This is a genomic window from Thermoanaerobacter sp. CM-CNRG TB177 (assembly GCF_018588165.1).
Classification (GTDB): Bacteria; Bacillota; Thermoanaerobacteria; order Thermoanaerobacterales; family Thermoanaerobacteraceae; genus Thermoanaerobacter; species Thermoanaerobacter thermocopriae.
Genome location: NZ_JAFCAC010000046.1, coordinates 1 through 12,832 on the forward strand (window position 1 = coordinate 1; position 12,832 = coordinate 12,832).

Here is a 12,832-nt window from a genome sequence, read left to right on the forward strand (position 1 = left end):
AAATCCTATTACCTCCCACACTCTTTTATCTCGGTTCTCCATTAGCTTTCTGTCAATCTCTTCTGCTGCCCACTCAAGAAGTTGTCTTGATACTTTTTGTGTAAGTTCATGTATCCCTTTCTCTAGTTCATAAAAATCTTTGCTCTCACTTATTATTTTCATTAAACCTTGAACAAAAAGCAGGATTATCCCCATTATGTGTCGAATATCTAATAACATTCAGACCTCACCTTCCTTTGATTTGATTTTTGATTTTTTTCCCGGTGAGGTCTTTTTTCTACATCTGTACCTTTTTTTCCTGCTTCATCACCTACTGAAATTTTATACTATCAAAAGCTAGAGAAGTCGTTAGAAAAGTTTATGAGCAAAATAATTGTAATATCTCTAAAACTGCAAAAATACTTTGTATCTCAACACACACTGTCCATAGAGCTATCAATGGCCCTCTTCATGATAAATCTCGAAAACCTAAAAATTCTCCTAGAAAAGCTCTTACTCATCTAGAAAATCTTATTATTCTTGAAGCAAAAAAACTGGTCTCAAGATACAGATGTCTGGCTTTTTATTTGTATAGAAAATATGCTCTCAGAATAAGTGAAAATACAATAAAATCTATTCTTAAAAGAAATAACGTCACCAAAAACAAAAGAAAAACGAAAAAGGGTGAAAGAGGTTTATATGATTATGAAACTTTAATCCCTTTTAGTAAATTTCAACTTGATACAAAGCATCTTCTAGATAAACAAAGTCTTCCTCCTGAAATAGTTCAACATATGGAGAAATATAATTTGCCTCGTTTTGAGTGGAATATTATAGATGTCGGAACAATAACTAGATTCACGGCTTATTCTTATGAACTTTCTTCTACTTTGGGTTTTATGTTCATAACTCTAGTTGCTTTGTGGTTAAGAACTCTCAATGTGAGAAATGCAATAAATATCAGATTGGACAACGGGCAAGAATTTTGTGGAGGTAGCCACAAAACTCTTGCATAATGGAATAATATATTCTCTTCCCTCGGTGTTGTACTTTCTCCAATACCTCCAGCAACTAAACATCTCATGGGAATAATAGAAAACTCTCACAGAGCAGATGACGAATATTTCTTGATGATTCATGCTGAAAGATGTAAAGCAAAAAACGAATTCCTCGCTAAAGCTCAAAAATGGCAAGATACGTGGAATTTCTTTAGACCTCACAATGGAAAAGGAATGAAAGGAAGGACTCCTTATGAAAAATTCAAGGAGTCCAAAGTACTGGTTTCTTCTCATGTATTTTCCTTTCCTACTTTGCTTCTTGAAGATATTCTTAAAAAAGTGGGCCCTTTTTATTCCCTTCTTCAACATAAATTTAGGTGGTAAATATGTCTTCACCAAGTCCCGAAGTATTGGACCTTATGATAGGGGACAGTGAATCAGAAGAAACTACCGCGAATTCTTTTTATGGTACAAGCAAAGAGGACTACATGGATAAATAGCAGTTCTAGAACTCCCTGAGCCTTATCGAAGAAGAAAGCTTCGCACTACTAATATGTTAGAGCGGTTAAATCAAGAAGTTCGCCGTCGTAAAAGGATTATAAGGATATTTCCGAGTAAGGAATCTGGCATTCGTCTAATAGGAGCATTGTTAATGGAACAAGATGAAAAATGGGGTTCAGGGAGGAAGTACTTAGATATGACTGAATATTTCGAGTGGCAGAAAGAAATTTCAAAACAGGTGAAAGACAAGGTTATTTCAGTAAAATAACCTTTGTCACCACCGTTACTTTTTAATAACTGCCGAAGCCTCCTGGTGCCAAGAACGGGCGAAAGCCCGAGAGTAGCGTATCCTTGACATCAGGATGGCAGGAGCAGTACAATGAATTGACGGTGGTGATAAAGAAGAATTATATTCTAACCAAAGGGACTTTATACAAAAATTTAGCCTTGACCTTAATTTATCAAGTCTTCTTCATTTAATATACTGTCTTGTAAAAATTTTCTTACTTCTGAACTAAGTATTAATTTCATAAATAGTACTTTCCTTTTTATATATTTATTGCTGAAAGAGTGCTCTTAAAAGAGACAAATAGGGTACGTACTCTTTCAGATCATACATACCCTCTCCTATTTATTTGCTTATAGGCTAATCTTTATAATTTTTTATATACATCTCCACGATTACCTATAATTAAAATACGAATTAGCAATTCATTCTCTTCGATCGTAAAAATAATCCTGTAGTCTCCTACTCTTAATCTATAAATGTCATCATATCCTTTGAGGAGTCGTATATCACCTTCAGGTAATTTGCTAATTGCCTGCGCAAGTCTTTTTTGCTGCTGGGGTGGCTGGTCTTTGAAGAATTTTGCAGCTTTTTTACTAAATTGTATTTTATAATTCTTTTTCATTAATTCCAGCCTCCCTCAGCACCTCCTCAAAGGGTATAAATTCTTTTTCACTGGCAATAATTTGTTTAGCTTCTTCTATAAGTTGAATATCAAATTCATCTAATTCTTCATCTATTATTTCTTTTAGATTTTTGAGTATAGTTAAAACTTTTGCCATTTTTTCTTCGGGAATTGCATCTATTATCTTATAAGCCTGTTCTTTTAAGGTCATCGTACTCACCACCATTTTATATTCCTTCTTTCTTTATTTTACTATAAAAAATTAAAAATTAACATACCATTGTGTATTTTGTTTTTTACTTTTTTATTATGAAGGAAAAGCTCTTAACCTTAACTAGAGTATTTTCTGTAGAAAAAGCGCAGCAACTTCTAATATAAGTAAAACAATTGCTGCGCTTATGTTCTTTATATTTTTATACGTTCTTTTATTATCACCTACTGCTTGTCATTTTTAAACTGTCTAATTCTGTAGGGTTTGTCTTTTTGCCTTTCTTTGTAAGAGTTCTGTGAACTACCACCACCTACCTAGGTGGTGGCTTCCTGCTTCTTTGACCAGACTTGCTACGAAAGAAGAAAAATTTTCTCCGCAGTAGAAGCCCGATCTCCACAAGCGTGAATTCGGGTAGTTCCTACCTTATTGTTCTTTTACGCAAGCAGCACCATAGTTTCGCAAGTTTGCTACTGCATTTCCGTCTCTGTCATGAACAGCGTCACAAACAAGACATTCCCATATCCGCTCTGATAATTTAAGTTCGCTATAATAGTATCCACAATTACTGCATATTTTGATGATGGGAATGTTCTATTTGCAATAATGAGTGTCCTACCATACCACTTTGCCTTGTATGATAGATATTCTAAAAATTTTGCCCATGAGCTGTCTGAAATATGCTTTGCGAGATTTGTCTTGACAAGTCATAGTTCCCCAAGATCACCTATTGAGAAAAATAGAAAAAGTCATCAAATTTGATTTCATATATGACTTAGTAAAAGACAAATACTCCGAAAATTATGATAGACCAAGTATAGACCCAGTAGTACTGATAAAAATATTATTCATTCAATACCTATTCGGTATACCATCATTGAGGAGGACAATAGCAGAAATACAAACAAATGTGGCCTACAAATGGTTTTTAGGATATGGATTAAACGAAGAAATACCCCACTTTTCTACCTTTAGCAAGAACTATGAAAGAAGATCCAAAAATACAGACATATTCGAAAAAATATTTACGAGGATACTAGAAGAAACAATAAAACACAAATTCATAAATGTAGAAGAAGTATTCATAGACGCAACCCATGTAAAAGCAAGTGCCAACAAGAAAAAATACTACAAAGAAATAAATAGAAAAAGAGAGCAAAACTATCAAGCAAAATTAGAAGAAGAAATAGCAAAAGACAGAGAACTACATGGGAAAAAGACATTAAAGCAAAAAGAAAAAATCGAGACAAAAGAAGTAAAAGTGAACAAAACAGATCCTGACAGTGGGATATTAAACAAAAGTGGGAAAGAAAAATGCTTTGCATATTCCTTTCACACAGCCTGCGATAAAAATGGATTCATTTTAGCAGCGAAAGTAACAAGCGCAAACTTGCATGATAGCGTAATGTTCGAAGAAGTATTAGATGAAGTCATAAAGAATGTAGGAAAACCCAAGGCAGTAGCAGTAGACGCAGGCTATAAAACACAGTACATATTAAAGACAATGTTTGACAGAGGGATAATACCAGTAGTACCATACACAAGGCCAAATGACAAAAGATGGGTTTATGAAAAAACACCAATACGTATATGACGAATATTATGACTGTTATATATGTCCTTAAAACGAAATATTAACATATGTTACGACTAACAAAGAAGGATATAGAGAATACAAATCAAATCCAGAAAAATGCAAGAGCTGTCTATTAAGGGACAAATGTACAGCGAGTAAAGATTACACAAAAAGGATATTTAGGCATGTATGGGAAAGATATGTAGAAGAAGCGGAGCATTTAAGGCATACACCATACAATAGAGAAGTATATGCAAGAAGGAAAGAGACAATAGAGAGAGTATTTGCAGATATGAAAGAGAAGCATAGTTTGCGATGGACAACGTTAAGAGGGATAAAAAAATTGTCCATGCAGGCGATACTTGTTTTCGCATGCATGAATTTAAAGAAATTAGCAACATGGCTATGGAAAAAGTGCAAGGGTTTTTCAACTTTGCATGATTTTTATCCAATATTTATCAGATTATATACAATTATATCCAAATACAAAGCAAACCCCACTTTTTACATGTATAAAAAGTGAGGTTTGTCGTCAATCTGAGAGAGCCACTATAGGCTCTATTTTTTTTCGTTTTTATATTTCACCATCTCAGCAGCAAGTTTGACAGCTTCCACCATGCTTCGCTCATCGGCAATTCCCCTGCCCGCTATGTCAAAAGCGGTGCCGTGGTCAACCGACGTGCGGATGATGGGCAGGCCCACTGTTACGTTTACTCCCCTTTCAAACCCCGCCATTTTCACAGCTATATGCCCCTGATCGTGGTACATAGCCACGACCACGTCGTACTCGCCTCTTGATGCTTTCAAAAAAACCGTGTCAGGTGGCAGCGGTCCGTAAACGCTGAGACCCTGCTCCCGGGCTTTTTCCACGGCGGGCGCTATCTCGTATATCTCTTCGTCGCCGAAAAGACCTCCCTCCCCTGCATGAGGATTAAGTCCAGCGACGGCTATCCGAGGATCGCGCACCCCTAGAGAAGCAGCAGCTGTAGCTGCCAGGGTTACGATCTTGTAAACTCTTTCCTTTTTTACCATATCGCATGCCCCTCGAAGGGCCACGTGGGTGGAGACGTGCATTACCCGCAAGTTTCCCGCAACCAGCATCATGGCGTAATCCTTAGTCCCCGTCAGTTTCGCTAGTATTTCGGTGTGACCTGCAAATTCCAGGCCGGCTCTGTGAAGGGCCTCTTTATTCAAAGGGGCTGTAGCAATGGCAGAAGCTTCTCCCCTGAGGGCCATTCTTATGCCGGCCTCCAGGTACTCGTATGCCGCCCGCCCGCAGAGTGGCGAAACTTTTCCTATTTCAAAATCGGCCAGTGAAAGATTATTTACGGATATATAATTTACAAATCCATCCTGGTACTCCGCCGGCGAATCTATGCTCCTTAAAGGCACGGATATCTTCAGCAGGTTCGCGTAATACCGAAGTACTAGACCAGAACCTAGGATCAAAGGTCTTGCAAAGCTGGAAACTTCCGCCGACACCGCGGCTTTCAAGCTTATCTCCGGACCGACCCCCGCCGGGTCCCCCATGGTTATTGCCACGAGAGGTCTCATCTTCCATCCCCCCTCAAAAACTTAACCGCGTTTAAGATCGATTCATCATTTCCAAAAGCTCCGGCTTTCGTCACCACTCTAAGGCCGTCTACAGACCCTTTTATCAGAACAAGTTCAGGTATGCCCGGTTCCAGTTCAGAATTTATCCTACATCCCGCGGTGGAAAGGCTCTTCACAACGTGTATGGCCGTATCTCCACCGGTCAGCACTAAACCTCCCGGCCTTTTTGCCTCTACGATCGAGCAGGCAACTTCCCCCAAGAACTGCGCCAGAACTTCGCTGGTATCCTGTGGTGAAAGCCCTTTCCCCCTCGCTGCTATTAGTGCTTCGGATACTGCATCTTCCTCTGCCGCCGATGCTATTATTACGTCCTTTGCTGCGTTCATAAAATCCAGAACAATTTTTCGGATCCGATCTATTTCCTCTTCGGGATGCGACAAAGCCCTTTTTACGTCGAGTTTTACTAGGACGATACGGCTGTCTTCCAGCGCCTTGAACACCTGCCGTCTGGTTACCTGGCTGACGCTTCCCGCTATAACCAGCACAGGATTCTTCTTTTCTTTTTTCTCAAGAGAGGCAATTAAGGCCTCGGCCAGGCCGGCGGAACCAACCCACAGCGTTTTCTTACCCAGGTCCAGTACGCTAGTAGCTATTTTTATTAAATCGTCATCGGTTTTCGCATCAAAGGAAAATACATCGTATTCTCTCATCTCTTTTTCTATGTCTTTCCGCAGATCCCGGCTTATTTCCTCCAGGACCTTATGCTTAACCGGAACCTTCAAGCCTTCTTCCAGGATTTTTTTAACATCCGCTGTGGTAACGGGGTTTTTCGGGTCCCTAGCAAGTTCGGTCTTATCCACCGGCACGCCCTTAAGATAGTGGACACCCTTTTCTGTCGTTCGTCCGTTTTTGGGAAAGGCCGGTGCGAATATCGTCAGTTCAGGCTTAAGTCCCTCACGCAGCGCCTTGATTTCGACTCCGATGTTACCCCGGAGAGTAGAGTCGATTTTTTTATAGACCACCGCCTCCTTATACTCACCTACAATGTTTGATATTTCTTTCAGTTTTTCATAGGCAACTAAAGCCGGTATGCTCCGGGTCTCAGTATCTATCACCAGGGCGTCGGCAACATCCTCGTATTTTTTTACCCCTGCCGTACCGATCAGGGTAATCACATAATACCCGTGCTTTACCAGTTGTACCCCGGTATCATTGCTTCCGGTAAAATCATCAGCTATTACTATAACTCTATACAACTATACAACTTCCTCCCTCCTCAAAGAATTATTGTTTTTCCGCTCCAGCTTATCCAGATAGGCTACCAGCAGAGGAGCGAGTACAGCTGTAACTATTACCGAGGCTGCAATCTGAGCTGTAGCAATCTCAACCAGAGGCGCCAGGGTTGGATCGGCGGCGGCAACAGCGGCGGGAGTCGCTACGGCATTACCAGCGGTAGTACCAATAGCCGCCCCAACAGCCTTTTTCTCCCGAAAAATGTACTTTATCGTAAGATAACCTCCCATACCGGTAAGTACCACTGTTAGAAGTCCTAGCAAGAATCCTGGTAGGCCGGCCTTAAAAATAGTCCTAAAGTCCAAGGCTGCACCCAGGGGAAAAGCAAAAAACGGTATGAGGAGTTTTTGTCCGGGTTCAAGGAATTTTTTCCAGTCCTCGTCCAGATTGCCCAGCACCATACCGACCAGGATTGGGATTATGACAGCCACAAGGTATATAAATGGGATATTGGCCAGGCCGGTGGCCCCCATGGCCACCATAGTTAAGAAGGGGCCGTCATTTATGGACAGTACAGCTATTGCTCCCACGTCGTCCGGGTCACCGTACTGTGAAGCAAGTGCTGTATACAGACCACCATTGGAATTTGTGAGGGCTCCTATTATGGCGAGGGATGAAAGTCCGAAAAAGCCAAAAGGGCCCATAAATTTTCCGACGAACCATCCCAAAACAACCCCTATAAAAAGCTTTACAGCAGTGAGGGCAACGCCCTTGCTCAGAGAAACTCCAGCCTGTCTGATCGTAATCTGCGAACCGTTGCACAGCAGGAAAAGGGCAATCAGGGGCATAGCACCTTGTTTAAAAAGAGCAGTGGTAAAGCCGCCTATCTCCAGGATCTGAGGAAAAAAAGTGTTTATTGTTGCCCCAAGTAAAAGTGGAACCACCATCAAGCCTCCGGGCACCCGGTTGATAGCTCTTAATATTTTCACAGGAATTCACCTCTCCTTTCAGAAAGTGGATATGAGTTTGTATATTCCAAATTCTCTATGCTTTAACACCTCGGCTTTTGTAAGCTTGCCGTTGACGACTTCTATCATCTCTTTGAATAACCGTTCTCCAGCCTCTCTTATAGTTTCGTCGCCTTGGACTATGGTACCGGCGTTGAAATCTATGTTATCCTCCATCTTTTTATACGTATCGGGGTTAGCAGTTATCTTTATAACTGGAGCAATCGGCGAACCGGTGGGCGTACCCCTGCCGGTCGTAAAGATCACCACTTGCGCTCCGCCTGCGGTCATACCGGTTATTGACTCTATGTCCTGCCCGGGGGTATCCATGATATAAAGACCGCCCTTCTCAGCCGGTGGTTCTGCATAATCCAGGATTCCCTGTATCGGTTTCGTACCGCCTTTATATATAGCGCCCATGGATTTTTCCTCTATGGTGCTTATGCCTCCCTCGATATTGCCCGGAGTAGGCTGTCCTCCCCGCATATCGACTCCCATCGTCTTGGCTTTTTCTTCGCACCTTCTTACGATCTCCAGGAGCTTATCAGCCACTTCCCTAGAAACGGCACGCTTTGCCAGTAGATGCTCGGCGCCTATTATCTCCGTGGTCTCCGAAAACATGGATGTGCCGCCCAGTTCGATTAATTTATCTGAAACATAGCCCGCCACCGGATTCGAGGCAAGTCCTGAAGTGGTATCGGAACCGCCACATTCCACCGCAAGTATTAAATTGGATATATCCACTTCTTCCCTCTTCAGCAGTGCGGCTTCCTGCGCCATTTGTCTTGCTATTCTAGTCCCGATCTCTTCGGCTTTCAGCGTCCCGCCGCAGTCCTGAATTATTATATACTCCACCCTCTTGCCGGTCGCCGCTATTTCCTCGGCCACCTTTTCGGTAGGAACACCTTCACAGCCCAACCCTACCACCAGGGCAGCCGCCACGTTCGGATTCTTGCCGAGGCCGACCAGAGTCTTCGCGGTAAGTTCCAGGTCTGCTCCGATCTGACAGCAACCGTGCTGGTTGGCAAGCGCTACCGCTCCCTCCACATGCGAAGCTATACGCATAGCCACCTCGCTGGCACAGACAGAAGAAGGTATTATAAGTATGTGATTTCGGATGCCTACTCTGCCGTCCGGTCTAACATAGCCCATTATTTTCATTTTTTCTCACCCTCCCAATCGCCCCTGCCTCGCAGGCTTTCTATGTTATGGACATGGACATGCTCTCCTGTCTTAATGAACCGGGTAGCCCTGCCGATGACCTCTCCGTATTTTATCACGTCCATTTCCGCTTCGATGTCCTTCAGCGCAAACTTGTGGCCAAAGGGAATATCGTCTATCAATTTTACCTGCATCTCATTACCGTCCACATCCACACGCACCTCCTGCCCTTTGCTCAGATTTTGTACTGCAGTGGCTACGTTGTCTTCAGTATGTACTACCACTGCCAACTTTTTCATAAAAATCACCTCCGTAAAATGGTAAAGCAAGAACCGTGCCACATATTCTTGAAGTCCCATCCCATTACCTGAACCGCAATGGACCTGCTCCGAGCATTTATATGCCTGTTTATGCGATTATAATTTATAAAATTTTGCAACATGTAATGTTGCAAAATTAAAACTACCGCTACATTTTGCAACAACAATCTTCGCCGTCCATTATTTTTGAATCTTATTTTTTATTTTCCTTTAACTTTCTCCAAAGAGTCGTCCTGTTAACGCCCAGCTTCCGTGCAGCTTCAGATAAATTGCCTCCTGCTAACCTTATAGCCTTTGCGATGTACTCTCTTTCTATCTCCTCCAGGGGTTTTATATCATGACTCTCCATTTTCGGCATTACATCACTCTCTTCCCGTTGATAAAACCTTATATCCCCAACGTCTATTAAAGTCCCCTCGCAGAGGGCGCATGCTCTTTCTATAATGCTCTCAAGCTCCCTTACGTTTCCCGGAAAGTTAAAGGTTTTCAAAAAGTCCATTGCCCTTGAAGTTAGGCCGTTTATATACTTTCCGCAGCCAAGCGAATATTTTTTTATGAAATGGGGCACTAGCACATCCAAGTCCTCTTTTCTCTCCCTGAGAGGTGGTATATTAATCTGCAGGACGTTTATGCGATAGAACAGATCTTCCCTGAATTTGCCCTGTTTTATCATTTCAACGAGTTCCCTGTTTGTGGCGCATATTATCCTTACATCCACTGGGATTAACCTGTCATCCCCTATCCTCATAACCCTTCTTTCCTGAATTACACGGAGCAGTTTGGACTGGAGGCCCGGAGGCATTTCTCCGATCTCATCGAGAAAAATGGTCCCCCCATGGGCCAGCTCAAACAATCCGGCTTTTCCTCCCTTCCGTGCACCGGTAAAAGCGCCTTCAGCGTAGCCGAAAAGCTCGCTTTCCAGAAGGTTTTCAGGCAGTGCAGCACAGTTTATGGCTACAAAGGGGCCGTTTTTCCTCCTGCTGGCATTGTGAATGCTCTGGGCAAAAAGTTCCTTACCCGTGCCGGTTTCTCCGAATATGAGTACTGTAGAGTCGAGCAGCGCGTATTTTTTGGCCTGATTTACCACATCCTTCATCTTTTCGCTCGAATAGATAATATCATCGAATGTGTACATAGCCACCAGACCCCTGTCGGCAAGCTGCCTTCTTATTTTCTGTTCCACTTTCTGGAGCATGGTGACGTCTTGAAAGGTGGCCACCGCTCCCACGACCTCGTTCCCTACCACTATAGGTACCCGGTTTGTGGCGATCATGGTACCCAAAACTTCCTGCAACTCTCCGATCTGGGGTTTTCCTGTCTCTATCACCTCGTAAAGCCTGGTGTTGGGCACTACCGTCTCAACCTTTCGCCCGACGGCTTCGGCCGGCGGCCTTTTGAATATTTTCTCGGCCATCCTATTGTATATAGAAACTCTGCCCTCTTTATCTATGGCGATAATTCCATCGTGCACGAAGTCTACTATGGTCCTGATCTGTTCGGCTTTTTCTTTCTCCGCCTTGAGTGCTTGGGCCAGCCTGAAAGACTCGCTTACAGCAGCAGCCACGGCTTCCTTTCCAGAGGTGATGAGGCGGCTCTTCAGCCCTAATCTTTTGGCACTGTAAGCGCCGATCGTGTCCCCTATAATTAAACTTACACCCTTTTCTTTGGCTGCGGCAACCTGCCGCAGGCCTTCTTCCTCTTTTTCGATGACCACCTTAATTAAATTTAAATCTAATATCTCCCCGATAACTTCGCAGCCGTATATTACATTTTTATATCCGGCTACACCTATAATTTCTTTGCACCCTATCAATCCGTTAAACTGCCTTAAAATGTCGAAAGCACTTACCTTAATTTCCACTACAGGCACAGAAACTGATTCTTTTATAAGCTGGTACGTGCCCCCTCGACTTATTATGATATCGACACCCTTTTTCTCCCATTCTCTGGCCACCTTGACACCTTCGCTCAAATCTCCTAGCTCCAGTTCGATATCGACATTCAGGTCTTTTTTTACTGTAATTGCGGTCTCCAGCAAATCTCTATAAGGAGCAATAAGCACAATTTTCATTTGTGATTCACCCCCGTACGCCAATCAGGGCCTGGGATTGAATTTATGTTGATAAGCCTTCAGGTTATAAAATTTTTTTCTTTCAAAGGCCATGCTTCCTACTTGAAATTTACTTCTATTTACTTATTAAAGTAAATGCCTTTGGAACATCATTGATAACTTGTTATTCTTTTAAAATTAACGCTTTTCTATCAAAGTCGCTAATTTTTATAACTCAACGATGTTAAATACATCATAAATACATCAAAAATTTGTAAATATCCCAATAATATGTGTAAAGCAGCTTGATAACCCTGATTTTTAATGAACTTTTATAAATTGCAATATGCCAAAAAATTTGTTTTAAAAAACTTTTTATAAATTTTACATTTTAAAAAGAGTCTAATATTTTAGGCTATAATAAATTCTTTGAATGCTTTTTTCTGATACTTACATTCTATTCTTTAAGCAGTTCTTTTAACTGCTCTACCGTATATAAATTTCCCCTAAATTTAATTTTTTTAGGTAGTTCTACTGTATTAGCAACGTTACTGCTAACAAATTTTTGTTTTAAAGCAAAATCTAGAATCTAGAACTTTTCGTATGTTTGTATGGTGTTTATATACAGTATTGGGGAACAATTCAGCTTCTTCAATCAAATATTTATAGTAACTTTGGATGTGTTAACCTTTGCAAATTGTATATTGCCCAACTTGGGGATAATGTATTTGTCTAATATATGTCTGTATGCAGTTTGTGTTGTTTTTTTCATTTTTGATTTTTACGTAATTATCAAACCAGTAATTTAAAAATTCTCCAAAGGTCACCTCAGTGGGGATAACAAAACAATTTTGCTGCAATTGATACTCTTGTTCTGTCAAAATCTTTTTAGCTTCTGCTTCAGAATTAGCAGTGAAATATCTTCTAATTCTTTTTTCATTTATATCCTTCTCCAACTCAATTATTACTTGATATTTATTACCTCTCTTTTTAATCGAACCCACTTTACTTTCTCCCTTTTGGGAGAATATAAAAAAACTTGACTACCTAGCGTGTAGTCAAGGATGAGGTTCTGAAATTGTCTGACAATTTATGTAGTCAAAATGTAGTCAACAATGTCTTTGTAAAATTCTTCAAAATCCTGAAACCCTTGATTTTTTATGGTGCGGGAGAAGGGACTTGAACCCATATGCCACTTTAGGCACTAGAACCTGAATCTAGCGCGTCTGCCAATTCCGCCACTCCCGCCCAAATTCAAAACCTCATTTTTTCCTTTAAAACTGGTGACCCATCCGCGACTCGAACGCGGGACACCCTGCTTAAAAGGCAGGTGC

The 12,832-nt window shown here is 41.5% G+C and carries 11 protein-coding genes, 1 tRNA gene and 3 pseudogenes; 3 read left to right on the top strand and 12 right to left on the bottom strand.

Annotated elements, in window-relative coordinates; all coding sequences use genetic code 11:
* The coding region (locus I4N53_RS04065) for a UPF0236 family transposase-like protein (RefSeq protein WP_214495670.1) at positions 1-219 on the bottom strand (219 nt) is incomplete at its 3' end.
* Positions 220-323: 104 nt separating this feature from the next.
* Between I4N53_RS04065 and I4N53_RS04070 the strand changes: the two are divergent.
* Both I4N53_RS04070 and I4N53_RS04075 read left to right on the top strand, forming a co-directional pair.
* A pseudogene (locus I4N53_RS04070) lies at positions 324-1,413 on the top strand (IS481 family transposase).
* Positions 1,414-1,476: 63 nt separating this feature from the next.
* Positions 1,477-1,746, top strand: a pseudogene (locus tag I4N53_RS04075) (transposase); the annotation flags it as partial.
* A gap of 385 nt (positions 1,747-2,131) precedes the next feature.
* Here the strand turns inward: I4N53_RS04075 and I4N53_RS04080 are convergent.
* From I4N53_RS04080 to I4N53_RS12635, 3 genes are all read right to left on the bottom strand, one after another.
* Positions 2,132-2,389, bottom strand: coding sequence for a type II toxin-antitoxin system RelE/ParE family toxin (locus I4N53_RS04080; protein ID WP_003868179.1), 258 nt, complete (start codon positions 2,387-2,389; stop codon positions 2,132-2,134).
* Entirely contained in the window at positions 2,373-2,615 is a 243-nt protein-coding gene (locus I4N53_RS04085) for a hypothetical protein (protein ID WP_003868180.1), read from the bottom strand. The genes I4N53_RS04080 and I4N53_RS04085 overlap by 17 nt, the downstream gene beginning before the upstream one ends.
* 408 nt (positions 2,616-3,023) lie before the next feature.
* The gene (locus tag I4N53_RS12635) at positions 3,024-3,188 is read right to left on the bottom strand and encodes a zinc ribbon domain-containing protein (protein WP_081448157.1); all 165 of its coding nucleotides are present in this window, start codon (positions 3,186-3,188) and stop codon (positions 3,024-3,026) included.
* Positions 3,189-3,306: 118 nt separating this feature from the next.
* On the opposite strand from I4N53_RS12635, the pseudogene I4N53_RS04095 reads away from it, so the two are divergent.
* Positions 3,307-4,696, top strand: a pseudogene (locus tag I4N53_RS04095) (IS1182 family transposase).
* Positions 4,697-4,731: 35 nt separating this feature from the next.
* On the opposite strand, the gene pdxA reads toward I4N53_RS04095, so the two are convergent.
* The 8 genes from pdxA to I4N53_RS04135 form a co-directional block, all read right to left on the bottom strand.
* Entirely contained in the window at positions 4,732-5,727 is a 996-nt protein-coding gene (gene pdxA / locus I4N53_RS04100; RefSeq protein WP_012269549.1) for a 4-hydroxythreonine-4-phosphate dehydrogenase PdxA, read from the bottom strand.
* The gene (locus I4N53_RS04105) at positions 5,724-6,983 is read right to left on the bottom strand and encodes a four-carbon acid sugar kinase family protein (RefSeq protein ID WP_012269550.1); all 1,260 of its coding nucleotides are present in this window, start codon (positions 6,981-6,983) and stop codon (positions 5,724-5,726) included. Before I4N53_RS04105 ends, pdxA begins: the two co-directional genes overlap by 4 nt.
* Complete coding sequence (locus I4N53_RS04110) at positions 6,984-7,949, bottom strand: 2-keto-3-deoxygluconate permease (RefSeq protein WP_012269551.1); 966 nt, start codon at positions 7,947-7,949, stop codon at positions 6,984-6,986. It abuts the gene before it with no gap.
* Between the two features lie 18 nt (positions 7,950-7,967).
* On the bottom strand, positions 7,968-9,128 hold the full coding sequence (locus I4N53_RS04115; RefSeq protein WP_003868185.1) for a UxaA family hydrolase: 1,161 nt from the start codon (positions 9,126-9,128) through the stop codon (positions 7,968-7,970).
* Positions 9,125-9,427, bottom strand: a complete 303-nt coding sequence (locus tag I4N53_RS04120; RefSeq protein WP_003868186.1) for a UxaA family hydrolase — start codon at positions 9,425-9,427, stop codon at positions 9,125-9,127. Before I4N53_RS04120 ends, I4N53_RS04115 begins: the two co-directional genes overlap by 4 nt.
* 214 nt (positions 9,428-9,641) lie before the next feature.
* A complete protein-coding gene (locus tag I4N53_RS04125) occupies positions 9,642-11,519 on the bottom strand; it encodes a sigma 54-interacting transcriptional regulator (RefSeq protein WP_214495671.1) in 1,878 nt (625 codons plus the stop codon).
* 634 nt (positions 11,520-12,153) lie between these two features.
* Positions 12,154-12,270 (bottom strand): hypothetical protein, encoded by a 117-nt coding sequence (locus I4N53_RS12640; RefSeq protein ID WP_156770936.1) that lies wholly within the window; start codon positions 12,268-12,270, stop codon positions 12,154-12,156.
* Positions 12,271-12,659: 389 nt separating this feature from the next.
* Positions 12,660-12,746: transfer RNA gene (locus I4N53_RS04135), tRNA-Leu, on the bottom strand.
* Positions 12,747-12,832: the final 86 nt, after the last annotated feature.